Source organism: Halobacillus sp. AWH4_228 (genome assembly GCF_056158365.1).
Window position 1 is genome coordinate 1,525,062 of the sequence record NZ_JBSWTE010000001.1, and the last position, 25,545, is coordinate 1,550,606.

At 48.5% G+C, this 25,545-nt stretch carries 26 protein-coding genes; 24 read left to right on the plus strand and 2 right to left on the minus strand.

Going from position 1 to position 25,545, the window contains the following annotated elements; translation table 11 throughout:
* The first annotated feature begins 10 nt into the window (after nucleotides 1-10).
* The 15 genes from obgE (at nucleotide 11) to yajC (ending at nucleotide 12,188) form a co-directional block, all read left to right on the plus strand.
* A complete protein-coding gene (gene obgE, locus ACXADP_RS07525) occupies nucleotides 11-1,294 on the plus strand; it encodes a GTPase ObgE (RefSeq protein WP_474969096.1) in 1,284 nt (427 codons plus the stop codon).
* A gap of 17 nt (nucleotides 1,295-1,311) precedes the next feature.
* Entirely contained in the window at nucleotides 1,312-1,761 is a 450-nt protein-coding gene (locus ACXADP_RS07530) for an ACT domain-containing protein (RefSeq protein ID WP_027955271.1), read from the plus strand.
* A 14-nt stretch (nucleotides 1,762-1,775) separates the two neighbouring features.
* Nucleotides 1,776-2,651: a prephenate dehydratase gene (gene pheA / locus ACXADP_RS07535; RefSeq protein WP_474971189.1), complete on the plus strand. Its 876-nt coding sequence runs from the start codon at nucleotides 1,776-1,778 to the stop codon at nucleotides 2,649-2,651.
* Nucleotides 2,652-2,822: 171 nt separating this feature from the next.
* A complete protein-coding gene (gene safA, locus ACXADP_RS07540; RefSeq protein ID WP_474971190.1) occupies nucleotides 2,823-3,836 on the plus strand; it encodes a SafA/ExsA family spore coat assembly protein in 1,014 nt (337 codons plus the stop codon).
* A complete protein-coding gene (locus tag ACXADP_RS07545) occupies nucleotides 3,826-4,785 on the plus strand; it encodes a phosphotransferase (protein ID WP_474971191.1) in 960 nt (319 codons plus the stop codon). The genes safA and ACXADP_RS07545 overlap by 11 nt, the downstream gene beginning before the upstream one ends.
* A 35-nt stretch (nucleotides 4,786-4,820) precedes the next feature.
* Complete coding sequence (nadE, locus tag ACXADP_RS07550) at nucleotides 4,821-5,558, plus strand: NAD(+) synthase (RefSeq protein WP_474971192.1); 738 nt, start codon at nucleotides 4,821-4,823, stop codon at nucleotides 5,556-5,558.
* A gap of 69 nt (nucleotides 5,559-5,627) precedes the next feature.
* Complete coding sequence (locus ACXADP_RS07555; protein ID WP_474971193.1) at nucleotides 5,628-6,179, plus strand: YhcN/YlaJ family sporulation lipoprotein; 552 nt, start codon at nucleotides 5,628-5,630, stop codon at nucleotides 6,177-6,179.
* Nucleotides 6,180-6,255: 76 nt separating this feature from the next.
* On the plus strand, nucleotides 6,256-7,008 hold the full coding sequence (locus tag ACXADP_RS07560; RefSeq protein ID WP_474969091.1) for a YebC/PmpR family DNA-binding transcriptional regulator: 753 nt from the start codon (nucleotides 6,256-6,258) through the stop codon (nucleotides 7,006-7,008).
* Between the two features lie 71 nt (nucleotides 7,009-7,079).
* On the plus strand, nucleotides 7,080-7,658 hold the full coding sequence (locus ACXADP_RS07565) for a BofC C-terminal domain-containing protein (protein ID WP_474969090.1): 579 nt from the start codon (nucleotides 7,080-7,082) through the stop codon (nucleotides 7,656-7,658).
* Nucleotides 7,659-7,820: 162 nt separating this feature from the next.
* Nucleotides 7,821-8,438, plus strand: a complete 618-nt coding sequence (gene ruvA, locus ACXADP_RS07570; RefSeq protein WP_474971194.1) for a Holliday junction branch migration protein RuvA — start codon at nucleotides 7,821-7,823, stop codon at nucleotides 8,436-8,438.
* An 18-nt stretch (nucleotides 8,439-8,456) separates the two neighbouring features.
* Nucleotides 8,457-9,458 carry a Holliday junction branch migration DNA helicase RuvB gene (gene ruvB / locus ACXADP_RS07575; protein ID WP_474969088.1) on the plus strand — a complete coding sequence of 334 codons (1,002 nt, stop codon included), beginning with the start codon at nucleotides 8,457-8,459 and terminating at the stop codon, nucleotides 9,456-9,458.
* On the plus strand, nucleotides 9,455-9,652 hold the full coding sequence (locus tag ACXADP_RS07580; protein ID WP_027955281.1) for a DUF2905 domain-containing protein: 198 nt from the start codon (nucleotides 9,455-9,457) through the stop codon (nucleotides 9,650-9,652). The genes ruvB and ACXADP_RS07580 overlap by 4 nt, the downstream gene beginning before the upstream one ends.
* A 63-nt stretch (nucleotides 9,653-9,715) precedes the next feature.
* The gene (gene queA / locus ACXADP_RS07585; RefSeq protein ID WP_474971195.1) at nucleotides 9,716-10,741 is read left to right on the plus strand and encodes a tRNA preQ1(34) S-adenosylmethionine ribosyltransferase-isomerase QueA; all 1,026 of its coding nucleotides are present in this window, start codon (nucleotides 9,716-9,718) and stop codon (nucleotides 10,739-10,741) included.
* Nucleotides 10,742-10,774: 33 nt separating this feature from the next.
* Entirely contained in the window at nucleotides 10,775-11,911 is a 1,137-nt protein-coding gene (gene tgt, locus ACXADP_RS07590; RefSeq protein WP_474969086.1) for a tRNA guanosine(34) transglycosylase Tgt, read from the plus strand.
* A 16-nt stretch (nucleotides 11,912-11,927) separates the two neighbouring features.
* Nucleotides 11,928-12,188: a preprotein translocase subunit YajC gene (gene yajC, locus ACXADP_RS07595; protein WP_027955284.1), complete on the plus strand. Its 261-nt coding sequence runs from the start codon at nucleotides 11,928-11,930 to the stop codon at nucleotides 12,186-12,188.
* Nucleotides 12,189-12,225: 37 nt separating this feature from the next.
* On the opposite strand, the gene ACXADP_RS07600 is transcribed toward yajC, so the two are convergent.
* The gene (locus tag ACXADP_RS07600; RefSeq protein WP_027955285.1) at nucleotides 12,226-12,609 is read right to left on the minus strand and encodes a TIGR04086 family membrane protein; all 384 of its coding nucleotides are present in this window, start codon (nucleotides 12,607-12,609) and stop codon (nucleotides 12,226-12,228) included.
* A 124-nt stretch (nucleotides 12,610-12,733) separates the two neighbouring features.
* Between ACXADP_RS07600 and ACXADP_RS07605 the strand changes: the two genes are divergently transcribed.
* Both ACXADP_RS07605 and ACXADP_RS07610 read left to right on the plus strand, forming a co-directional pair.
* The gene (locus ACXADP_RS07605; protein WP_474971196.1) at nucleotides 12,734-14,023 is read left to right on the plus strand and encodes an ArsB/NhaD family transporter; all 1,290 of its coding nucleotides are present in this window, start codon (nucleotides 12,734-12,736) and stop codon (nucleotides 14,021-14,023) included.
* Nucleotides 14,024-14,078: 55 nt separating this feature from the next.
* Nucleotides 14,079-14,735 carry a DUF421 domain-containing protein gene (locus tag ACXADP_RS07610; protein ID WP_474969084.1) on the plus strand — a complete coding sequence of 219 codons (657 nt, stop codon included), beginning with the start codon at nucleotides 14,079-14,081 and terminating at the stop codon, nucleotides 14,733-14,735.
* A gap of 243 nt (nucleotides 14,736-14,978) precedes the next feature.
* On the opposite strand, the gene spoVB is transcribed toward ACXADP_RS07610, so the two are convergent.
* Nucleotides 14,979-16,535, minus strand: a complete 1,557-nt coding sequence (gene spoVB, locus ACXADP_RS07615) for a stage V sporulation protein B (RefSeq protein ID WP_474971197.1) — start codon at nucleotides 16,533-16,535, stop codon at nucleotides 14,979-14,981.
* A gap of 113 nt (nucleotides 16,536-16,648) precedes the next feature.
* Here spoVB and ACXADP_RS07620 point away from each other — a divergent pair, with 113 nt between their 5' ends.
* The 7 genes from ACXADP_RS07620 (at nucleotide 16,649) to dtd (ending at nucleotide 25,505) form a co-directional block, all read left to right on the plus strand.
* Nucleotides 16,649-16,942: a post-transcriptional regulator gene (locus ACXADP_RS07620; RefSeq protein ID WP_474969082.1), complete on the plus strand. Its 294-nt coding sequence runs from the start codon at nucleotides 16,649-16,651 to the stop codon at nucleotides 16,940-16,942.
* A 138-nt stretch (nucleotides 16,943-17,080) separates the two neighbouring features.
* On the plus strand, nucleotides 17,081-19,363 hold the full coding sequence (gene secDF / locus ACXADP_RS07625) for a protein translocase subunit SecDF (RefSeq protein WP_474971198.1): 2,283 nt from the start codon (nucleotides 17,081-17,083) through the stop codon (nucleotides 19,361-19,363).
* A gap of 126 nt (nucleotides 19,364-19,489) precedes the next feature.
* Complete coding sequence (locus ACXADP_RS07630) at nucleotides 19,490-19,810, plus strand: LapA family protein (RefSeq protein WP_474971199.1); 321 nt, start codon at nucleotides 19,490-19,492, stop codon at nucleotides 19,808-19,810.
* A gap of 56 nt (nucleotides 19,811-19,866) precedes the next feature.
* The gene (gene recJ, locus ACXADP_RS07635) at nucleotides 19,867-22,200 is read left to right on the plus strand and encodes a single-stranded-DNA-specific exonuclease RecJ (RefSeq protein ID WP_474971200.1); all 2,334 of its coding nucleotides are present in this window, start codon (nucleotides 19,867-19,869) and stop codon (nucleotides 22,198-22,200) included.
* A complete protein-coding gene (locus ACXADP_RS07640) occupies nucleotides 22,190-22,702 on the plus strand; it encodes an adenine phosphoribosyltransferase (RefSeq protein ID WP_027955293.1) in 513 nt (170 codons plus the stop codon). Before recJ ends, ACXADP_RS07640 begins: the two co-directional genes overlap by 11 nt.
* A gap of 136 nt (nucleotides 22,703-22,838) precedes the next feature.
* Nucleotides 22,839-25,043 (plus strand): RelA/SpoT family protein, encoded by a 2,205-nt coding sequence (locus tag ACXADP_RS07645; RefSeq protein ID WP_474969078.1) that lies wholly within the window; start codon nucleotides 22,839-22,841, stop codon nucleotides 25,041-25,043.
* 15 nt (nucleotides 25,044-25,058) lie between these two features.
* Entirely contained in the window at nucleotides 25,059-25,505 is a 447-nt protein-coding gene (gene dtd / locus ACXADP_RS07650; protein ID WP_474969077.1) for a D-aminoacyl-tRNA deacylase, read from the plus strand.
* The last annotated feature ends 40 nt before the right edge of the window (nucleotides 25,506-25,545 follow it).

Below are 25,545 nucleotides of genomic sequence, written 5' to 3' on the forward strand. Positions count from 1 at the left end.
GTGAATACAAATGTTTGTCGATCAGGTTAAAGTATTTGTAAAAGGTGGAGACGGCGGAAATGGTCTTGTCGCCTACCGCCGTGAAAAATATGTACCAAAAGGAGGTCCTGCCGGAGGCGACGGCGGTAACGGAGGCGACGTGGTCTTCGAAGTGGACGAGGGCTTGAACACGCTCATGGACTTCCGGTACCAGCACCATTTTAAAGCGGTGCGGGGACAAAATGGAATGAATCAGAAGCAGCACGGAAAAAACGCCGAGCCGCTTGTCATCAGTGTGCCGCCGGGAACAACAGTGAAAAGCGCGGACTCTGATAAAGTCATCGCCGATTTGACGGAACATAAGCAGAGAGCGGTCATCGCCAAAGGTGGACGCGGGGGACGTGGAAACGCCCGTTTCGCAAGTCCGAGAAACCCGGCTCCTGAAATTGCTGAAAATGGCGAACCAGGGGAAGAACTGGATGTCGTGGTGGAATTGAAACTGCTTGCTGATGTCGGGCTTGTCGGTTTTCCAAGTGTCGGAAAGTCTACATTCCTTTCGGTCGTCACCGCAGCACGTCCGAAAATCGCGGATTACCATTTTACGACACTGGCACCGAATTTAGGCGTCGTAGAAAGCCAGGATCACAGGAGTTTTGTGATGGCTGACCTTCCCGGACTGATTGAAGGAGCTCACGAAGGGGTCGGACTCGGCCACCAATTCCTGCGCCACGTAGAACGTACCCGGCTTCTTCTTCACGTCATTGATATGTCGGCTATGGAAGGCCGTGACCCCTACGAGGATTATGTAACGATCAATCAGGAACTATCCTCCTACGATGAGCGGTTGAAGAACCGTCCACAGCTTATTGTCGCTAACAAAATGGATATGCCTGGAGCAGAGGATAACCTTGAGCTCTTCAAAGAGCAGCTCGGGGATCAGGAAATCGGCATCTATCCGATTTCCACCGTGACGCGTGACGGTCTTGATGAACTGCTTTATGCAGTGGCTGATAAGCTCGATCAAATGCCGAAGCAGGAAGAAGAACTGGAAGAAGTCGATGAACGTGTCCTTTATAAGTTTGAAAAAGAAGAAGCTCCATTCAAAGTGACGCGGGCCGATGATGGGGCCTACGTGTTATATGGAGAGAAAATCGAATCCTTGTTCAGACGGACAGACTTCTCCAGGGACCAGTCCATCAATCGTTTTGCCCGTCAGATGCGCACCATGGGCGTGGACGAAGCCCTCAGAAAACGGGGAGCAAAAGATGGCGATACGGTAAGACTCATGGATTATGAATTCGAATTTGTGGATTAAGAAGGGAGGAAGAGGTCATGGCGGATTATAACGAAACGTTTTATTTAGTCCGTAGTGATATTCTCCCGGAAGCGATGATGAAGACGATTGAGGCTAAGGAGCTGCTGGAAAGAGGCAAAGTCGGCTCGATTTATGAAGCGGTCAAGCATGTGGGATTATCCCGGAGTGCGTTTTATAAATACCGGGATGCGGTTTTTCCTTTCCAGGCCATGGTAAAAGAACAGATGATCACTCTTTTCTTCCATTTAGAAGACCGGAGCGGGACATTGTCGAATTTATTGATGACGGTGGCGGAATCAGGCTGTAACGTCCTGACCATCCACCAGACAATCCCACTTCAGGGCAAGGCCAATGTGACTCTCTCCTTAAATACGTCAGGAATGAAGGAAAGCATCGAGAAATTGTTACAACAGCTCCATAAACTCGATTTCGTCGATCGTGTTGAAATTTTAAGTTCAGGAGCTTAATTGGAGGGGAAATCATGTCGGAACAGCAGATTGGGTACTTGGGACCCCAGGGGACGTTTACAAAAATGGCGGTGGATGCTTTATTTGACGGCGGGTCATTCATGGCTTATGAGACCATTCCATCCTGCCTGGATGCGGTGGAGCGTGGCGAAATAGGAACAGCCGTTGTTCCGCTTGAAAATGCGATTGAAGGCTCCGTCCATTTGACGATCGATTATTTAGCCCATCAGGTGGATCAGTCTATTATTGCAGAACTGACCGTACCTATTAAGCAGCATCTACTAGTACATCCGGCAAGGAACGGGGAAGAGATCCGTAAGGTGTATTCCCACAGCCACGCCATTGCCCAGTGTCACGAATACCTTCATAAGCACTATCCGAACGCTGAGATTGAGTATACAGCTTCGACGGCTAAAGCAGCCGAGCTTGTGGCAGCCGAGCGTGACGGAGTGGCGGCTATTGCGAACCACCTGGCTGCAGAAGGGAATGGACTGACCTTCCTGGATACGGATATTCATGATTATGATAACAACCACACACGATTTGCTGTCGTCCAGAAGAACCCGCAGACGTTGAAGGTGAAGGACCATCCTGTCAGCAAACATAAGACGACAGTCATGGTGACACTGCCTAAAGATTATGTCGGTGCCCTGCATCAAGTGCTTGCAGCTTTTGCCTGGAGAAAGATGAACTTATCAAAAATCGAGTCGAGACCAATGAAAACCGGTCTTGGCAACTACTTTTTCCTAATAGATGTGGATCAGCCCTATGATCAAGTGCTGTTCCCAGGTGTACAGGCGGAGCTGGAAGCCCTTGGCTGCCGCTTGAAGGTGATTGGGACGTATCCAAGCTATCAAATCGACATCCCTGCGCCTGTCCATAAAGCTTGAACCTGAAAACCCCGGAATCCCTGCTGTGGCAGGGACATCCGGGGTTTGTTTATATTTTATAGAAATTATTATAGGCTTTTTCATCAAACTTTCGGCTTGTGCTGCATAGAGTGTTATGAAGTTATTTTTGTTTTATTGTTCCTCAGCAATGACAGGAAGGGAGTTGCAATTGTGAGAATTCACATTGTACAAAAAGGAGATACACTCTGGAACATAGCCAAGAAATATGGGGTTGACTTTGAGGAGTTAAAATCCGTAAATACCCAGCTTTCCAATCCTGATATGATTATGCCGGGTATGAAAATCAAAGTCCCTCAAGGTACAAAGCCTGTTAAGAAAGAAGCACCAAAGGCTCAGGCGCCTGCAAAGGAAATGCCTTCAGCCCCTTATAAGGAAAAGGCAAAGCCTATTCCCTCCATTAAAGAAGATGAGAAAAAGCCTGCGCCTAAAGGGGTAAAGGAAAAACCGATGCAGCCCATGCAGCCCATGCAGCCGATCCATATGAATATGCCGATCACCATGCCGAGTATCGATCAGCAGATGCAGAATTATTATACAACCTTCCACCTTCCTCAAATGCCGGGGCCGAAACCTGAAGAATCCCCGGAATCACCGGAGTCGCCAAAAGAGGAAGTAAAAGGAGAGCAGTATCAGCCGATGCAGCAGCCCTACTGCCCTCCGATGCAGCCTCAACTGGTTCATACGGATTACTACTGCTGTCCTCCTTATCCGGTTATGATGCCGATGCCATATGGTGGTATGCCGCATCCCATGCAGCAGCCGATGCAGCATCCAATGGGGCAGCCGATGTATGGAGACGACTTCGAGTCGGATGATGATATGGTGCAGGGCGCCCAGTCAGATGAGGACTGCGGCTGTGATGGTGATTCTGTAAAAGGCTATGGTCCTGCGTACGGCGGCCATCATCCTGGACATCACCCATATCACCCTCAACATCCATGGCAGCAGATGCCTTATGGCGGTATGCAGCAGCCGGGCGGCTGGGGGCAGCCATATCCGCAGCACCCGCAGCACCCTCAGCACCATCAATATCCTCAGCAAGGCTGGGGACAGCAGCCATACCAAGGGTGGGGTCCTTACCCTCAGATGGGACCATGGAACCCTCAACAGGCCGGTCAGGGGATGCCGCAGCCCTGGAGAGACGATGATGTAGATGAAAGCTGAATACAAAAAGGGCGATTCATACACGGATCGCCTTTTTCATTGGATACAAAAAGAAGAAAATCTTCCTGTCGTGTTTGAACGTACCATCAAGCCTAAAGTTTACAAAGTATCGTTTGTAGGAAGACCGATGATTTTGAAGGGCTATCGGAGGCTTCATGTGATACAGCAGCAGATCGACTTCTTTGAACACTGGAATTATGCTTCCCGGACAGCCGCCCGCCCGGTTCCGTTCCGTCCGGAAACCTTCACGCTGGGGAAATTAGGCTGTGACTGGGCTTTGTTTGAACGGATGGAAGGTAGGCATGCAGACTTTGACCGGCATCAGGATCGGAAGAAAGCGGTCCGTATCCTGCATCAATTCCACCGTACAACGAAAGGCATCGCGGTCCTGTCGATCCCGAAAGATCCATTGTATGTGAAATGGGAGCGGAGGCTGGAGCAGTTTTTGGAAACGAAAGATGTTTTTACGGATTTTGGCAGACGCCAGATGTTTCAGGATATATCTTCGCTCGTGGAGCGGAGGCTGGAGGCCTTCTCTGATTGTCCGTGGGGGGAGATAGAAGAACGAGCCTGGGATAATCATGAATGGCTCCACGGGGATGTCGCGCATCATAATTTCATCGTCACTCGTGACCAATCCATCCGTATGATTGATTTTGATCTCCTGCATACGGGACCGCGCGTCTATGATCATATCCAGCTTGCCCAGCGTTTCCTCCCTCACGTGGAATCTGAACGATCCACGCTGGTTCAATATTTTCCTCATGTGAAAGAACGTGAAATCTGGTGGAAAGGTGTCCTCGTGCCTTCTGATCTCCTGCGCGAATGGCTGTACGGCTACAGAAGCTGCTTAAGGGAGGAAAGCTCCTTCGTCCGACAGATAAGGAAGCTGGAAAAAGCCTGGGAGAGCCGGAAGAAGTTTGTCCGATACGCAGAACATATGCTATGATTAGTTATCATATGTGTGAAAGGATGAACAATCCGGTGGAAGAAAAAGTACAGCAAATAACAGCCTGGCTTCAGGGTAAAGTGAAAGAAGCCCATGTAGACGGTCTCCTTGTCGGAGTGAGCGGCGGTATTGATTCCGCAGTCGTAGCCAACTTGATTAAAAAAGCATTTCCTGAGCGCTCACTGGGTGTGATTATGCCCTGCAAGAGCCAGTCAGAAGATCAGGAGCATGCCCGCCTTGTAGTGGAAGCCTGTGATCTTCCAGCTTTGACGGTGGATTTGACGGAAACGCATAACGTGATGTTCAAAAACATTCAAACCCAGCTGGAAGCTGCGGGGCAGTTGAATGAGGATCAATTGAAACTTGCGGATGCCAACCTGAGAGCAAGGCTGCGGATGAGCACCCTTTATACGATTGCCACCAACCATAAGTATCTTGTCGTGGGAACAGATAATGCTGCTGAATGGTATACAGGATACTTTACGAAATATGGAGACGGCGGTGTCGACCTTGTGCCGCTTGCGAACCTGACCAAAGGTGAAGTAAGAGAGATGGCCGAATACTTAGGAGTACCGAATGAAGTCGTTCATAAACAGCCGAGTGCAGGACTTTGGGAAGGTCAGACGGACGAAAATGAAATGGGTACCAGTTACGCCATGATCGACCGTCACCTTAAAGGAGAGGAAATTCCTGAAGAAGACCGTAAAATCATCGAAGCGATGCATAAGCGGTCCGCCCATAAGCGTCAGCTTCCTCCTGCACCATCGCAGTAACTTTGGTGAGATTTGCCAGACTAAAACATTCTTCTTTACCCATAGTAAGGGGAAAAGGAGAATGTTTTTATGTGGAAAATTATTGGAGTGCTGCTTGCTGCCTGTCTCTTTAGCGCGTGTCAATCGGAGGAAGCCCGTGAGCCGGAGGGAACCTCTGATGAAATCTATGAGCCGATCAGCTACGGGGGAGTAGAGGACACGGAAAGAAGCGGCCGGATTCCGACCGGTAAGGACAGCTATTTTAAACGGACCGCCGAAAAGGATTTTCGCAACGCCCGTTACGGGGAGACGAACCGATCTCATGATAATGATTTCAACAATGAAGATGCTATGGCCGTCGTGGAGAAAATTCATGAAATCAAAGAAGTCACGATGGCTCAGGCCTATTCTACGGACGATGCGATGTATATTGCCGTCATGATCAATCCGACAGATCGGAGAGATACCGACGTAACGGAGAAAATCAAGCAGAAAGTCGGGGAACTGACAGAGAAGAAGCTCACCATCTATACCAATAATAACAACTGGGATCACATGAAGGATCTGAATGCCCGTTTGAACGCGGCGGAAGCACCGGACTCCGTGAAAAAACGGATTCGTGAGTTCTTCAATCGGGAGTAAACCTCCTGCTTTTATGCCATAAATTGATTATGGTATAGTGAAAGATAGAAATGTTTTGGGGAGAGGAGAATGTCCAATGGCAGGCCATTCAAAATGGAGCAATATCAAGCATCGTAAAGGGGCTCAGGATGCCAAAAGAGGAAAACTCTTTATGAAGCTGGCCCGTGAAATTTTCATGGCTGCTAAACAGGGCGGAGGGGATGAGGAAACCAATCCTGCCCTCCGGATAGCAGTAGATAAAGCAAGGTCTAACAATATGCCGAAGGATAACATCGAAAGGGCCGTTAAAAAGGCCACCGGGGATCTGGAAGGCGTCAACTATGAAGAGTTCACCTATGAAGGATACGGTCCCGGGGGCGTAGCTGTAATGGTCAAAGTGCTGACGGATAATAAAAACCGTACCGCCGGGGAAGTGCGCCATGCCTTCAGTAAAAATGACGGCAATCTTGGTGAAAACGGCTGTGTCGCCTTTATGTTCAACCGCTCCGGCTATCTTGTCATCGACCGGTCCACAACGGATGCAGGTGAAGAAGACGTCATGCTGGAAGTGATTGAAGCAGGTGCTGAGGAAATGGACACGACAGAAGAGAGCTTTGAAATTTATACAGAGCCGGAAGCCTTTTCTGATGTGAAAGCTTCGCTGGAAGAAAGCGGCTACACGTTTTCTACAAGTGAAGTGACGATGATTCCTGAAACCTATACAGAACTCGATGAAGAGGGCGTAGAAAAAATGCTGAAGCTGATTGATATGCTTGAGGACAACGATGACGTCCAGGAAGTGTATCATAACCTTGATGCCGATGAAGCGGTTCTCGAAAAATTGTCCTGATTCTGCCTTTCTATGATAATAACTTCTATTTCTGGACAAACTGGAAATAGAAGTTATTTTTATTTGGGAGGGTGAGTGCTGTGAAAGCTGTCGCCTATGGAATCATCAGCTGGCTTCTCGTATGTCTGATTCTTGCTTCCTGTTCTCCCGCTGTTCTGGAAGGGAAGGACCACACCCTGATGAGAAGTGTGGAACAGACGAAAAAAGAAGCATCAGAACCGAGCGTCGAAACGCTGGTTCAGGCTGAACCTTTGGAGTTGACGATTGTCCTGAAGGAGCACTACCTCGATGGAGTGGTGGAAACAACAACCAAAAAGGAAACAATCTGGTCGATGGTGGATTTCTGGGCTTCATATGAAGGCTGGAGAGTGGAAAATCAGGAGCTGGATCGTATTGTTTTTCAACGGCAGGTGGAGGATATATCACCACTCACGAAACAGCACGGATATTTTGGATTGAATGAGGACGGCGAACTGGCCGTTTTTCAAGGGATTCCCAACGAAGGGAAGGTCATCGAGTCGTTCAAGCCGATTCCTGTAAAGCCGTTGGAGTCCAAGCGTATCGATGTATTGAAGAATGGCATAAAGATTAAGGACTCCGTCCACTTTGAGCAGGTGGTCCACCAGTATTCAGAAGAAAAGCAGATGTAAGGACAAACAGCCGCAGCCTGTCTGCGGCTGTTTTCGGTATGGATACTCTCCCATTTCCATCGGTTTAACCCCCTTCATTTTCCGTGCGTGTACATAGGCGAACATATGGTTCTATGTTACAATAAGAGGGTTAAGACTAGAGAGCAGGAGAGGTTGCAGCAGATGATAAGTTATATCAAAGGTCAGCTGACGACGCTTGAAGAAGGGTCGATCACGATAGAAGTAAGCGGGATCGGTTACGAGATTTTATGTGCCAATCCTTTTCATTTTGAAACACAGATGAATCAAGAAGTGAAAGTACATACGTACCACTATATCCGGGAAGACAATCAATCCTTGTATGGATTTAGGAAAAAGGAAGATAAACAGTTGTTCGGCCAATTGCTCAACGTATCCGGGATCGGACCGAAAGGAGCACTGGCTATTCTCGGGACGGTCAGTGTACCGGAGTTTGTTTCTGCCATTGAGCAGGAAGACGAAAAGTACCTGACTAAATTCCCCGGCGTCGGTAAGAAGACCGCCCGTCAGATGATCCTTGATTTGAAAGGCAAACTGATTGTATGGCTGCCGGATGAGCAGAACGAAGAAACCTTGTTCTATCAGGAGGATTTGACGTCGCGTGAAAAACGTGAGCTGATCGATGACGCCATTGAAGCCTTGAAGGCGCTTGGATATACAGAGAAGGAAGTGAAGATGGTCCGCACCCAGCTTGAGAAATCCAAGCAGGGTACCGTGGATGATTACGTAAGACAAGGACTTCAGATGTTGATGAAATCATAAAGAAAAGGAGGCATATCCATGGATGAACGGATGATATCCGGTGAGCAGCAGCAGGCCGATCAGGATCTTGAACTGAGCCTGAGGCCGGAAAGGTTAAGTCAGTACATCGGACAGGATCAGGTGAAGAATAACTTGAGCATCTTTATTGAAGCCGCTAAAATGCGGGAAGAACCGCTTGATCATGCCCTTTTGTACGGCCCTCCGGGACTTGGGAAAACGACGCTCGCTTCGATTATCGCCAACGAGATGGGTGTGCAGTTCAGGACCACAGCGGGGCCTGCCATCGAACGGGCCGGGGATTTGGCTGCTATTTTATCCTCTCTTGAGCCGGGGGACGTTCTTTTCATTGATGAAATTCACCGGCTTCCCCGTTCTGTTGAGGAAGTGCTTTATCCAGCGATGGAGGATTTCTGTCTTGATATTGTCGTCGGGACCGGGCCGAGTGCAAGGTCGGTGCGCCTTGATCTCCCTCCCTTTACGCTTGTAGGAGCAACGACGAGGGCGGGGCTCTTGTCCGCACCTCTCCGGGACCGTTTCGGTGTACACAGCCGCCTGGAATATTACGATACGAAAGCGCTCTGTTCCATTGTAGAGCGGACGGCGGAAATTTTTTCTGTATCGATTGAGAAAGATGCAGCTGTCGAAGTAGCCCGCCGTTCACGCGGGACCCCCCGGATTGCCAACCGGCTCCTGAAACGGGTCCGGGATATTGCCCAGGTCAAAGGCGAAACCGTCATCTCCAAAGCGACGACACAGGAAGCGCTGAGGATGCTTCAGGTCGATGCTGAAGGACTTGATTTTATTGACCACAAACTTTTGATGGGGATCATGGACAGCTTTCAGGGCGGCCCTGTAGGACTGGATACGATTGCAGCGACGATCGGCGAGGAATCGCAGACGATCGAAGATGTGTACGAACCGTATCTGCTGCAGATCGGTTATATCCAGCGCACACCGCGCGGCCGGGTTGTGACCCCGAAAGCCTATGCCCATTTCAACAGGGAGGTGCCTGGCTCTTGACGGGGTTTGGCAGAATCTTTATTGTTATAGGGATTGTGTTTATTGTCATAGGAATCGTATGGAGTCTGTTCGGCAGGCTCCCTGGTGACCTTTCTTTCAAAAAAGGAAATGTCACATTTTATTTTCCGATTATGACCTCGATTATTGCGAGTATTGTTTTATCTTTGATTTTTTATTTGATTCGGAGATTTTAGCAGCACCTGCAGGAATCGGGCACGAGGAAAGAAGAATTATCTCAGGAAGAATAGGGGATTTGTATGGATATTAAGCAGTATGATTTCGATCTGCCGGAAGAGTTGATTGCGCAGGTTCCGCTTGAGGACCGCTCCTCTTCCCGATTGATGGTCTGCGACCGCAGCACAGAGAACATCGAGCATAAGCACTTTGCTGATATTACGGAAGACTTGAATTCCGGGGACTGTCTTGTATTGAACGACACACGTGTCCTTCCAGCCCGGTTGTTCGGGGTGAAGGAAGACAGCGGAGGGAAAGTCGAAGTTCTTCTGCTGCATCAGACAAAGGAAGATGAATGGGAAGTCCTTGTGAAACCAGCGAAAAAGGTGAAGGAAGGAACGAAAATCGTCTTCGGGGACGGAAAGCTTACGGCTGAATGTACGGAAATCCAGGAGCATGGCGGACGGAAAGTGAAGTTCAGCTACGAAGGCATCTTTCTGGAAGTCCTTGAATCTCTTGGTGAAATGCCGCTGCCTCCTTACATTAAAGAGCAGCTGTCGGACAGAGAACGGTACCAGACGGTCTATGCGAAAGAAGAAGGCTCAGCAGCCGCTCCAACAGCGGGGCTTCATTTTACGAACGCTCTTTTAGAAGAGCTGCAGGAAAAAGGGGTGGAGCTTGCCTACCTGACACTGCACGTCGGTCTTGGAACATTCCGCCCGGTGAGCGTCGATCATATCGAAGAGCATGATATGCATGCGGAATTTTATCAGCTCAGCCGTGAAACCGCCGATCAGCTGAACAGGGTCCGCGAAAACGGCGGAAGAATCATTTCCGTGGGTACAACATCTACCAGAACACTGGAGACGATCATGAGGGACTACGGAACGTTCACAGAAGCAAGCGGATGGACGGATATCTTTATTTATCCCCCGCAGAAGCTTCAGGCCATTGACGGGCTGATTACGAACTTCCACCTTCCGAAATCCACGCTCATCATGCTGGTGAGTGCATTTGCCGGCCGTGACTTCGTAATGGAAGCCTATCACCGTGCTGTCGAGGAGCGCTATCGTTTCTTCAGCTTCGGGGATGCTATGTTTATTAAATGATCAGGATGATCTATGGAAGAAAGGATAGGAAAAATGGCAATCACATATGAATTAATCAAAACTTGTAAGCAGACAGGCGCGCGCCTCGGAAAAGTCCATACACCACATGGCTCTTTCGAAACCCCGATGTTTATGCCTGTCGGTACTCTTGCTACAGTGAAGACGATGAGTCCCGAGGAACTGGAACGGATGGGGGCTCAGATCATCCTTTCCAACACGTACCACCTGTGGCTCAGGCCCGGGGAGGATATTGTGGAGGAAGCCGGCGGCCTTCATAAATTTATGAATTGGAACGGCTCCATTTTAACGGATTCCGGCGGTTTCCAGGTGTTCAGCTTGAGCGACCTGCGTCAGATCGAAGAAGAGGGGGTGCACTTCCGCAACCACATCAGTGGAGAGAAGCTGTTCCTTTCTCCGGAAAAAGCGATGCACATTCAAAACTCTCTTGGCGCGGATATTATGATGGCCTTTGATGAATGCCCGCCGTATCCAGCTGAACACAAATATATGAAAGACTCTGTAGAACGGACGAGCCGCTGGGCAGAGAGATGTCTGGAAGGTCACAAGCGTCCTCATGATCAAGGCTTGTTCGGAATCATCCAGGGCGGGGAATACGAAGATCTTCGTCAGCAGAGCGCCCGTGACCTGACGTCCATGGACTTCCCCGGCTATGCTATCGGAGGCTTGTCTGTAGGGGAGCCGAAAGATGTCATGAACCGTGTGCTCGACTTTACGACACCGCTTCTTCCGGATGAAAAGCCCCGTTACCTGATGGGCGTCGGTTCACCGGATTCCCTGATCGACGGAAGCATCCGCGGCATTGACATGTTTGACTGTGTTTTGCCGACACGTATTGCCAGAAATGGTACATTGATGACCTCCCAGGGCCGTCTCGTTGTCCGCAATGCGAAATATGCCCGCGATTTCCGCCCGATTGATGAAAATTGTGACTGCCATACGTGCCGGAATTACAGCCGGGCGTACATCCGTCATTTAGTCAAAGCCAACGAAACTTTTGGTTTTAGACTTACGACTTATCATAATCTTTATTTTCTGTTAAACTTAATGAGGCAAGTGCGTGAAGCCATTAGAGAAGATCGACTCGGTGATTTTAGAGAAGAATTCTTTGAACAATATGGTTTCAATAAACCAAATGCAAAGAACTTTTAGAAAGGGGGAGTAATAGATGGACACATTAGTAGGCCTGTTACCGATTATTCTAATGTTTGTCATTTTCTATTTCCTATTGATCCGCCCGCAGCAGAAGAAACAGAAACAAGTGCAGCAGATGCAGTCGGATTTACAGAAAGGTGACAAGATCATTACTATCGGAGGAATGCACGGTACAATACATGCGATTGACGAAGGTACCCTTGTTATCAGTGTACAAGATGGAACGCAGATGAAGTTCGACCGTTCCTCCATCCGTGAAAAAGCCAGCGAATAATACAGAACCCCGCTCATGGAGCGGGGTTTTCTATTTTTTACCGCTTTGCTGTTTTTTTAGGCAGGTTCACCCCGATCATTCCCCCCAGCCATGCCGCAAGGATCAGCCCTCCGAAATAGCTGAGCTGCGGCAGTGTTACCATTGTATTTTCAAAAATGATTTGGAATAAGGCCATCGCCCCTACAAATACAGCACCGGTTAAGACGCCGGCCAGCCATCCTTTCTGTTCTCCCTTATAGGCGGCCGCCCCACCTCCGAATGCCAGAATACTGATTCCGACGATTAATGCGAGCTGGTTCAAAGTGCCGTATTCCATTTCTGTCAGCTTCAGTAACCCGGCCAGTACCCCGGAAAAAACAATCATCAGGATAAAGATGGATCCAATCCCGTAGCCCAGCACACCCTGCATCATTTTCTTCATATCGACCCTCCTGGATTCAGCTTGTCACTTTCACTATATGCGCAAAATCCATAGAGATAGAAGCAGATATTTCCGCCTTCCCGTGAATACGTATATAAAAAGTCCGTATAAAAGGGGAAGATCTATGTCAACCGTACTGGCAATTCTCATATTTACTGCAAGTTACATCCTCATCATGACAGAGAAACTGAACCGGGCACTCGTGGCTGTTGCCGGCGGCGTCCTTTTATTAATGACGAAGGTTTATGCGTGGGAGGATGCTTTCGGTTTTATTGACTGGGAAACGGTCGCCCTCTTGTTCTCGATGATGGTCCTTGTCTCCATTACAAAGAAAACCGGTATTTTTTCGTTCATGGCTGTCCGACTCGTCCAGCTCGTCCAGGGACGGCCTGTTCCATTGTTGATCGTCACCGGCATTTTTACCGCAGTAGGCTCTGCCTTTTTGGACAACGTGACAACGGTGCTTTTATTTGTTCCTGTACTCCTGTCCCTCATCGATGAGTTGAAGCTCCCCGCTTTTCCTTATTTGATTACGACCATTTTCAGTTCCAATATCGGCGGGACAGCAACACTGATCGGGGATCCGCCGAACATTATGATCGGACAAGCCGTGGAGCATTTCAGTTTTGTCTCCTTTATGTACCATCTTGGTCCCATTGTTATTGTCATTTTTGTCGTCATGATGGCCGGCATGATTCTTTTATACCGCAAACGACTCGTTTATGATGAAGCACTGGCCCGGCGGCTGATGGATAGAAACGCCAAAGCCGATTTGAAGGTCACCCCGCTTCTATTCCAATCGGTGGGTGTCCTGCTTCTGACCATTACTGGATTTATGATGCACCCGTTCATCCATATGGATATTACGACGATCGCTGTCAGCGGTGCGCTCCTGCTGTTGTTTCTCTCTGAAAAAGAGCTCGACGTGGAGCATGTGTTTCAAGAAGTGGAGTGGGTAACGTTATTCTTCTTCATGGGACTGTTCATGCTTGTCGGAGGACTGGAGACGGTCGGCGTCATTGACGAACTGGCCCGTGGAATGGTCTGGCTTTCCGGAGGGGACCTGCCTGTAACCGCCATGGTTATGCTGTGGAGTGCGGGAATCTTGTCAGGGGTCGTGGATAACATCCCATTCGTGGCAGCTATGATCCCAGTCGTCCAGGAACTTCAGGGCTACGGAATGATGAACGTGGATCCTGTTTGGTGGGCGCTGGCGCTTGGCGCGTGCCTTGGCGGGAACGGGACGTTGGTGGGAGCTTCTGCAAACGTGGTTGTAGCCGGACTCGCAGCAAGTCACAACAAGCCGATTCCTTTTCTGAAGTTTTCTTTGTACGGAATCCCTGTTCTGCTCGTATCCCTGCTGATCTGCAGTGTGTACATCTGGTTCCGCTATCTTCTGCCGTTCCTGTCATAAATTTTGAAAAATAGGTGATGTTAACAACAAAGGCACGGAAGAGGAAAGGTCGTGGATGGACGTGCTTGTCATCTCTGTAATTTTTCGAACCCTCATCACCTATCTGATTATTCTGCTCGTTTTCCGGTTTATGGGCAAAAGGGAAATCGGAGAGCTGAGTGTCATGGATCTTGTCGTATTTATCATGCTGGCTGAGATTGCTGTTTTTCTTATCGAAGAGCCGGATGAAGAAATCTGGAAGGCGATTGTCCCTATGGCGGTCCTCCTGGCGATTCAAATCGGCAGCGCCTGGATGTCACTTAAAAATCAGGCGTTCAGAAACTGGTTCGACGGAAAGCCCTCTGTGATCATCAAGCACGGGAGAGTGGATGAATATGAAATGAGGCGTCAGCGTTATAACTTCAATGATCTGCTTCTTCAGCTCCGTGAGCATGGCGTTCATGAAGTGCAGGACGTGGCATATGCCGTTTTAGAGCCATCAGGAAAATTGTCTGTCTTTGAGAAAAAGGAAGATGGAACCTCTGATTATGCAGTCGTTTTAATTGCAGACGGAGAGATTCAAAAAAGCGGGCTGAAGATCATCGGAAAAAGCAGACGCTGGCTGTTGGAACGGCTCCACCATCAAGGCCTCACCGAGGTGAAGGAGGTCTCTCTCTGCACAATCAATGATCAGGGAGAGCTTCAGTTTGATCGAAAGAATGAATTCCATTAAAACCAGCTGCCTCTAGGTTGGTTGCTTATGGACCGTCTGTCATCGAAAGGATGCCATGGGCACGATTGGAAACAAACGTAAGCTGAAAAGAAAAGAGGAGGATCTTCTGTTGAACAGAAGATCCTCCTCTTTTCTTTTCAAAATGGTTTAATGCTCCTCTATAGCCGGCAGGGTTACCTGATTACTATTAAGTGAACATGGAACGGGGGCAAGAGTCCATACCGCTCCAGGAGACGCAGGTTCTTATTTTTTTGGCAGGATTTTCTTCCAGGGGATCATTTTCCATTCTTCATTTCGAATCAGCTGGAACACATACGTCAGAAACAGGTAGAGGATGGCAAGCCCGCCGCCCATAATGAGCAGCTGCGAAAGCGGCCGGGTTTCATGGAGCCAGTTGTTTTTCCAAATAAAACCGACGATACCGGTCGTTCCGATGACGATGAAAAATTTAAAGAACAATAGAAAAGGAAAGCGTAGGACGTTGTATTTCACAAGGACTTGAAGATGAAGCAGGGTGACAATGACCACCCCGACACAGATGGCCGCGGCCGCTCCGTGTATACCAAATTCAGGACGGGAGGTAAGGGCGACAAGGACGATGAATTTCACAACTGCTCCAATAAGGGTGTTCCACATAGCTGGACGTGCCAGGTCAAGGGCCTGCAGGGTGGCCTGGAGAGGCGTCTGGATATAATGGAGCAGGAAGAAGGGGGCCATGAACTGGAGCATGAAAGAAGCATGGCTTGTCCCATATACTGCGGTTAAAATCACGACAGGGAAAATCATGAACACAATCGTGATCAAACCGCCGGAAGCGATCGACAGACGGATGGACTGCATAATCCTGTAGCGGATGGTTTCCTTATTTCCTTTGGCTGCGGCTTCGCTGATGGAGGGGACGAGTGCTGTAGAAAGGGCATGCGTAAGAAATGTCGGCAGAAAGAGAAGCGGAAGCACATAACCGGTTAATTCTCCATAAAGTTTTGTGGATTCTACAGCTGCAAAACCGGCAAGGGCCAGACTCTGAGCGACAAGGATTGGTTCGAAAAAGTAAGTCAGCGAACCGATAAAACGACTGCCGGTCGTAGGCAGGGCAATGGTCATCAGCTCATTCAATGTCTTCCGCCCTTCGCCAAGGTTCTTTTTCCACGATTTTCGCAGCCGGAAGCTTTTATGAATATTGAACTGCCTGAGCATATACAACAGGGACACCAATTCTCCAAGGACCGCGCTTCCCATCGCACCAGCAGCTGCATACTGCACACCATATGGATAGAGCATCTTCGTAAAAAGAATGACCGATCCGATACGGACGACCTGCTCAATGACTTGGGAAACAGCCTGCGGCTTCATGTTCTGCCTTCCCTGGAAATAGCCCCGGATGACAGAGGAAACAGCAATGATCGGTATGATCGGTGTAACCGCAAGCAGCGGGGAAAGGGCCCGTGCATCCGTTAAGAAATGATCAGCTATGACAGGGGCCAGCATGAAAATACCGATTGTAAAAACGATGCTTAATGTCGTAGTTACAGCGAGGGATACGATCAAAATCCGCTTGATTTTCCCTTCGTTCCCTGTAGCCTCCGCTTCTGATACACGTTTGGAAATCGCTACAGGAAGTCCGAACTGGGTGATGGTAATCGCCATGATTAAGGTTGGAAGGGCCATCATGTAAAGCCCGACGCCTTCCGGACCCATGACCCGCGCCACGACGATGCGGTTCACAAAGCCGAGGAACCGCGTGATTAATCCGGCGGCAACGAGAATCAGAGCCCCGTGGAGAAAAGTTTGTTTAGACATATTTCGATCCGCCTTCTCAAAGAAATGAAATTCCGATACAATGAAGTATATGCTCAATCGTGGACAAGGCATGACTACGGATTCTACGAAATGATGAAGTGAGGAGTATCGATATGGAACCTTATAAGCGTGTCGGATTGTGGAAAAAGGAAGTAGCTCCTGTGACAAAGAGTAAAGCGGAGGAATTCAGACTGCTTGGTTATCCGCGGGCGACAGAGGCGGAAATCTGGAATTGTCTGATGTCCAAAGTGTGGAAAGGGGAGCCGGAAATGAGGCTTCACCAGGTGGTTCAGGATATTTTTCATTTATCCAGTCATACCTACACAAGTTATCTGACGGTTGAAGCTTATCAAAATGATGATCTGCTCGCGTCTATTGAAGCACTCAACCAGACAGAATCGGGATAAAAACACAGCTTTACACGGATGCTGTTGCGAAAAAAGTAAAAAGTAGTAGAATAGGGACGGGAAAGACCGGACCCTGTTTTGTACAACCATACGGGGGCATTCCCCGTGCCGGGATACATAAAGGAGGAGCAGAAGCGAATGGTGAAACGAGGGCGGATTGTCGCCTTTTTCATCGTGGTGCTGTTGTTGGCAGCTACGATTGGGACGACGATTACTGGAGTTACAAAAGATATCAAACTAGGACTGGATCTGCAGGGTGGCTTTGAAATTCTTTATGATGTGGAGCCTCTCAACGAAGACCAGGAAGTGAATGAACAGGTATTGGAAGCCACGGCGGAATCGCTGAGTCAGCGTGTCAACACGCTGGGAATCAGTGAAACCAACATATCCATTGAAGATAACGGACGGATCCGTGTGCAGCTGGCCGGTGTGGAGGACCAGCAGACGGCAAGGGAACTGCTTTCCACGACAGCGGAATTAACATTCAGAAGTACAGATGGAAAGCTGTTTCTTGATGGATCCGATTTAGTGGAAGGAAGTGCCCAGCAGTCCTTCGATCCAAATACAAATGAACCGGTCGTAACTTTGAAGGTGAAAAGCGCCTCTGATTTTTACGATGTTTCAGAGGAAGTTTATAATACAACGGATGATCCATCGACCCCCTATCCGGACGACCTGCTTGTCATCTGGCTGGATTACGATGAAGAAACATCCTTTGCAGAACAGTACGGATCAGCGGATCCTGAGTATATTTCAGCTCCGTCCTTCCGCGAGAATGGACCGATCCGCAGCAATTCCATTCAAATCAGCGGCGACTTCACCGTTGAGTCCGCCCAGCAACTGGCAGACGTATTGAATGCAGGTTCTCTGCCTGTGAATCTGGAAGAAACGTATTCCAATTCCGTCGGGGCTCAATTCGGGGAACAGGCGATGAACAAAACGATCATCGCAGGAGTGATCGGCGTAGCCGCTATTTTCCTGTTTATGATTGCCTACTACCGATTCCCAGGTGTCATTGCATCGCTGACGCTGTCCGTCTATATTTATTTGATCTTAGTTGTCTTTGAATTGATGAATGGGGTTCTAACCCTGCCGGGAATTGCTGCCTTGATTCTGGGTGTGGGGATGGCCGTCGATGCCAACATCATTACTTATGAACGGATCAAAGAAGAACTGAAATCAGGCAAGTCGCTCATGTCTGCCTACAAAGCAGGGAATAAGCGCTCGTTGTCCACCATCATGGATGCGAACATAACCACGTTGATTGCGGCCTCCGTGCTGTTCATTTTCGGTACAAGTTCGGTGAAAGGCTTCGCTACGATGCTCATTGTCAGTATTTTGGTGAGTTTTGTAACGGCGGTGTATGGAACGCGCCTGTTTATGAGTCTATGGGTGAAGAGCCGTTTCCTTAATAAACGTCCGCGCTGGTTCGGGGTCAAACCGGAGCAGATTCAAAATATCGAAGATGGTGGAGAAGTGGATGCCACTTTCATGAAGCGTTCCTTTAACTTTGTCGGCAAACGGAAGTTGTTCTTCACGATTTCCATTGTCCTGATCGCAGCCGGTGTTCTTGCGCTGTCTGTATTCCGACTCAATCTCGGGATTGATTTCTCCAATGGTTCCCGTGTCTCCATTTTATCGGACGGGGATATAACCGCTTCTCAAGTGGAGGAGACAATGGAAAGTGAATTTGATGTTTCTCCTGAACAGGTGGTCATTTCAGGGGATAACAATGAAATTGCTGTTGCGAGGTTTGATTCTGAACTGAGCAAGGATAAAGTAGCTGACATCCAGTCGTACTATGAAGAGGAGTTCGGCAGTACACCGAATATCAGTACAGTGTCTCCGATTGTGGCCAAGGAACTGGCGAAAAACGCAGCGCTTGCTGTTCTTTATGCTTCGATTGGAATCATCATCTATGTAACGATTCGTTTTGAAATATTCTTTGCGATTACCGCCATTATCGCCCTGCTGCATGATGCGTTCTTCATTCTCGCCTTCTTCAGCATTACAAGGCTGGAATTCGATATCACGATTATCGCAGCCATTCTCACCATCGTCGGTTATTCTGTCAACGATACCATCGTTACGTTTGACCGGATCCGGGAGAACTTGAAACTTAAGAAGAAAGTCAAGTCCTTTACGGAGCTGGCTAAGATTGTGAATGACAGCTTAATGCAGACCTTGGCTAGAAGTTTCAATACGGTGATTACGGTCATCTTTGCAGCGGTTATGCTGCTCGTCTTCGGTGCCTCATCGATTACGAATTTCTCTTTCGCCCTTGTCATCGGACTGCTGGCAGGAACCTATTCGTCCCTGTTTATTGCGTCCCAGCTATGGCTCGTCTGGCGCGGCAGAAATATCAAAGATAAGCCGATCAACTATGTGAAGAAAAAGCGTAATGACGGACCTCAGGTGTAACCGTTCCTTCGGGTAATGGAATGTGGTCCGTATCAAGCGGTCTTTCCTGTTGGAAAGACCGCTTTTTGTTTGTTTGGAGAACGGGTATATTTTTAGTAATAGGATATGAAAAAGGAGAGATGCTCTATGAAAGGTCAAACGTATATTATTTCAGCTCTTATTTTTGCTGTTGTGATTGCTGTGTTCGCGGTTATCAACGTCGAGTCTGTGCAGGTCAATTATCTATTCGGAACCGGGGAGGCTCCCTTAATTCTTGTGATTCTCGTTTCCGTGCTGCTTGGAGGTCTTGCTACAGCCTCTGTAGGGGCGGTCCGCTACTTCAGATTAAGAAAAGAGAAACGTTCCTTACTGGAAAAACTGCAGGCATTCGAGAAGGAAACCGGAGAGAAAACAGAGCCCGCCTCTGAAGCCGGTGAAGAGAATGACTCCAGGGAAAACATCACATAATTGCATTTGCTACCCCTGACCCGCTCTTGTATAATAGATGGGTCAGGGGTGAACTTATGATAGAAAGTAAGATGAAATGGAAAATTACATATAACGATCCGGTCCAGGGAGATAGAAGCAGCCGCCCGGGCGGGCTGACGCCGCTTACGAAACAACTGCTGGAAAAGCGGGGGATTTTTGAGCCGGAAGCGGAACAGCGTTTCCTGCACCCGTCTTTTGAACAACTCCATGATCCATTTCTGATGGAAGGGATGGAAAAGGCTGTTGCACGCGTGAAAGAGGCTGCCTCAGCCGGGGAGCCTGTTCTTGTGTTCGGCGATTATGATGCAGACGGGGTCAGTTCCACTACGCTTATGATTGAGGCGCTGAGAGAGGCTGGCGTGGAATGCGACTTTTATATTCCCAACCGCTTCACAGAGGGTTATGGTCCGAACAAGGACGCCTTCCAATTTGCCTTCGATTCCGGGTACGGCGTCATTATAACTGTCGATACAGGAATTGCTGCTGTCGAAGAGGCGGCGTTTGCTAAAGAACTGGGTCTGGATTTAATTATTACCGATCACCACGAAGTGCAGGAAACCCTGCCGGATGCGTTTGCCATCGTCCATCCGAAAACCTCGGCGGATTACCCGTTTCAGGAATTGGCAGGCGTCGGCGTTGCTTTTAAATTCGCTCACGCTCTTTTAGGAGAATGTCCGAAGCATTTTCTTGATCTTGTGGTCATTGGCACCATTGCGGACCTTGTCCCTCTTGTTGATGAGAACCGTGTCCTTTCCTACTTTGGTCTAAAAGCGATCTCCCAGTCCAAAAGGCCGGGAATTCAGGCTCTCCGTAATGTCTGCTCGATTGAAGGGGAGATGGATGAGGAAACGATTGGTTTCACCATCGGCCCGAGAATCAACGCTGTCGGCCGTCTCCAGGACGCTGCTCCGGCGGTTGACCTTCTGTTGTCCGAAAGTTTGGAAGAGGCTCAGGAAACAGCCGGTTTTATCAACCAGTTGAATCAGGAGCGTCAAAAAATCGTCGCAGCCATTGCCAAAGAGGCAGAAGAGATGTTTGTGAATGAACAAGGCGTGGCTGATGAAGTCATCGTTGTAGCCAAGGAAGGCTGGAACCCGGGTGTGCTCGGTATTGTAGCTTCCAAGCTTGTCCGTCAGTTTGACAGGCCCGCCATCGTTCTTGGCATTGATTCCGAAAAAGGGGTAGCCAAAGGTTCGGCCCGTAGTATTGATGCCTTTGATATGTTTACCAATTGTATGGAAGTCCGTCACCGGTTCCTTCATTTCGGTGGACATGCCCAGGCAGCGGGAATGACCGTAGAACTGGATCAGCTGGATGCCTTGAGAGACGATTTGATCGGTATTGCAAGGGAAAAGCTGTCTGCAGACGATTACCATCAGGTGCTTGACATAGAAACCACAGTAGCCGTGGACGATGTCTCTTTGAAGCAGATTGAGGAAATTGATCAGCTCCGGCCGTTCGGTATGGGTAACCCTAAGCCTTTGTTTCATCTCAAGCATACCCCTAAAGAAGTACGGTTGATAGGAAGTAAGAAAAACCATCTGAAATTTCAATTCCAAGGTGAGCAGGTAAAAGTGGACGGCATTGCTTTTGGCCTTGGAGATTTGTATACACAGCTGTCACCGCATGCTGTTATTGATTTTGTCGGGGAGCTGGGTGTCAATGAGTGGAATGGACGGAAAAACCTTCAGGTCATGATCAGGGATATCAGCGTGTCAGAGTGGCAGCTTTTTGATCACCGCGGGTCCAGGCATCTTGAAAAAAATATAGCTGTCCCTCCCAGGGAAAAGTATGGGGCTGTTAGTTTTCAAGATAAAGAGACAGCTCCGTTCGACCTCCCCGTTCTGAAACCGGAACAGGTCATCGATGAATCTTCGTGGGACGGCCTTCTGATTCTTGATCTGCCGCGGGAAATGAAAGAACTGACATCCATGCTGGAGGCCGTCCAAGTGAAAAAGGTGTATGCCTGTTATCACCTGGAAGAGAGTACCTTCCTAAAAACATGGCCGTCACGGGACCACTTCAAATGGTTTTATGGTATGCTGTTGAAGCGCGGCCGTTTTGACATGAAAAAAGAAGCGGATCTTCTGGCCGGAAGAAAAGGCTGGGACCGATCCATGGTGGAATTTATTTCAGAGGTGTTTTTTGAACTTCAGTTTGTTAAAATAAAAGATGGGATTTTAACGGTTGAATCCGAACCATCTCAAAAAGATTTACGTGAATCTTCGCTTTATATCGAACGCGAAGAACAGTTGAAAATGGAACAAACGCTATATTATTCCACATATAAAGAATTGAAGGAATGGTTCGACCGCTATCTGAACCAACGTTCGAAGCAAGTCAAGGAGGAAGTAGTTAATGGATTATAAAGAACATATTGCAATCGTACAGGACTGGCCGAAAGAAGGCGTCCAGTTTAAGGACATCACCCCATTGATGGATAACGGTCCTGCCTTCAAGTCCGCTGTTGATGAAATTGTAGAGTACGCGAAACAGCTGGAAATTGATATTGTCGTAGGTCCGGAAGCGCGTGGCTTCATCGTAGGATGCCCGGTTTCCTATGCTCTTGAAATCGGCTTTGCGCCGGTACGTAAGGAAGGGAAACTCCCTCGTGAAACCATCAAAGTGGATTACGGTCTGGAATATGGCAAAGATGTCCTGACTATTCACAAGGATGCCATCAAGCCTGGTCAGCGTGTTTTGATTGTTGATGACCTGCTTGCTACCGGTGGAACGATTGAAGCGACCATCGACCTTGTTGAGCAGCTGGGTGGAGAAGTAGCCGGATGCGCGTTCTTAATTGAACTTACGTATTTGAATGGCCGTGAAAAATTGAAAAACAATGACGTATTGACATTGATGCAATATTAATAGAAAAGAGTGCCCTTTCTTTAGGGCGCTCTTTGTTTTACAAGCGCTTGAAGTGTATGACTTTACAAAGAGGGTGCTTTTTTTGATAATGATGACAAATAACTTTAGAAAGTCTTAAAGGAATCAGGGTGATTGAATGGCGAAAGATACAGTTCTAACTGCTGAAGAGGTCATAGAACAGGCGAGTCAGTATTTAAACGAGTCGGACCTGGCTTTTATCCGCCGTGCCTATGCGTTTGCAGAAGAAGCGCACAGCAGTCAATTCCGCAAATCCGGTGAACCTTATATTATCCACCCCATTCAGGTTGCAGGGATACTGGTCAATCTGGAAATGGATCCCGAAACGGTTGCAGGGGGATTCCTTCACGATGTCGTGGAGGATACGGATATTACACTGGAGCAGATTGAAGAAGCTTTCAATGAAGAGGTTTCCATGCTTGTCGATGGCGTTACCAAATTAGGTAAAATCAAATACAAGTCCAAAGAAGCTCAGCAGGCGGAAAACCATAGGAAAATGTTTGTAGCTATGGCGAAGGATATGCGTGTCATCCTTATTAAGCTGGCTGACCGCCTGCATAATATGAGAACACTGAAGCACCTTCCAGCTGAAAAACAGCGGAGAATATCCAATGAAACGCTGGAGATTTTCGCTCCGCTTGCCCACCGCCTTGGGATTTCGACGATTAAGTGGGAGCTGGAAGATACAGCGCTCCGGTATTTAAATCCGCAGCAGTATTACCGGATTGTTCACTTGATGAAGCAGAAGCGGAACGAAAGGGAGCATTACATCGAAGAAGTGATCGATGAAATCCGTGGACAGCTCGACGATGTGAACATTGGTGCTGATTTAAACGGAAGGCCGAAACATCTGTACAGCATCTACCGGAAGATGGTGCTTCAGAACAAGCAGTTCAATGAAATCTATGACTTGTTAGCCGTTAGAATTACCGTGAACAGCATAAAGGACTGTTACGCAGTTCTTGGAATCATCCATACCTGTTGGAAACCGATGCCCGGCCGTTTCAAGGATTACATTGCTATGCCGAAGCCAAACCTCTACCAGTCCCTTCATACAACGGTGATCGGCCCGAAAGGTGACCCGCTGGAAGTTCAGATCCGCACCCATGAAATGCATGAAATTGCCGAGTACGGAATTGCCGCTCACTGGGCTTATAAGGAAGGCAGGCAGACGGTATCCGGACAATCGTTTGAAGAGAAATTGACATGGTTCCGTGAGATTCTGGAGTGGCAGAGTGAAACCCATGATGCCGAAGAGTTTATGGAATCGTTGAAAGTCGACCTCTTTTCCGACATGGTCTATGTCTTCACGCCGAAGGGCGACGTCATAGAACTTCCTTCCGGCTCTGTCCCCGTAGACTTTGCTTTCCGTATTCACACAGAAGTGGGGAATCAGACGATCGGCGCCAAGGTCAACGGAAAAATGGAGCCGCTGGACTATGAACTGAAAACCGGCGACATTGTGGAAATTATGACGTCCAAGCATGCGTACGGCCCTTCGAAAGACTGGATTAAGCTGGCCCAGACATCTCAGGCCAAAAACAAAATCAAGCAGTTCTTCAAAAAGCAGCAGAAGGACGAAAACACGTCCAAAGGGAAAGAGCTTGTGGAGCGCGAAATCCGGAACTTCGGTCTTCAACCGAAAGATGTGTATACGCAGGACAACTTGAACCGAGTGTCTGAGAAGTTCAATTTTGCCAATGAAGAAGATATGTTTGCTGCTGTTGGGTACCAGGGCATAACTGCCGCTCAGATTGCGACCAGACTTACGGAGAAGATAAGGAAGCAGAAGCAGAAGGAGCAGGATCTTGAACAGACCCTGGCTGATGTAAGCACAACGGAAATCAAGAAGCCTTCCAGAAAAGGGAAGAAGGATTCCGGTGTCCGAGTGGAAGGTGTCGACAACCTGTTAGTGCGGCTTTCCAAGTGCTGCAACCCGGTACCTGGTGACGATATCATCGGCTATATTACCAAAGGGCGTGGAGTGTCGGTTCACCGTACCGACTGTCCGAACGTGCATGCAGAGGAAGCACAGACACGTCTTCTACCGGTGAAATGGGAGACATCGGTTACCGATTCCAAACAGTATCATGTCGATTTGGAAATCTGGGGCTACGACCGGAGAGGCCTGTTGAACGAAGTGCTCCAGGCGGTCAATGAAACGAAAACCAATATTACTGCTGTTTCGGGTAAATCAGACCGGAATAAAATGGCGACCATCCACATTACGATTTTAATTCAAAACACGAATCATCTAAGGAAGATCGTAGAACGGATCAAACAAATACAGGAAGTATACACGGTACGCCGTGTTATGCAGTAAAAAGGGGAATAGAAGATGAAAGCCGTTGTCCAGCGTGCGGTTGATGCTTCTGTTACTGTTGAAAATGAAACGGTTGGAAGGATCGAGCGTGGTCTCGTAATCCTGCTTGGGGTTACACATGAAGATACAGAGGAAGACGCCCGGTATTTAGCAGATAAGATTCCTCATTTGAGGATCTTTGAAGATGAGAACGGGAAAATGAATCATTCTCTTAAGGACGTCGAAGGGCAGATGCTGTCCATCTCCCAGTTCACGTTGTATGGGGATACGCGTAAAGGCCGCCGGCCGAACTTTATGGGGGCTGCCCGGCCAGATGCAGCCGCTCAGCTCTATGAGTCCTTTAATAAGATGGTGATGGATCAGGGTGTGCAGGTGGAAACCGGTTCTTTCGGAGCGATGATGAATGTGCAGTTAACGAATGAAGGACCTGTCACTCTTATTCTGGATAGTAAAGAACGATAAAAAAACAGCTGCGGGAATCGTTCCCGCAGCTGTTTTTGTT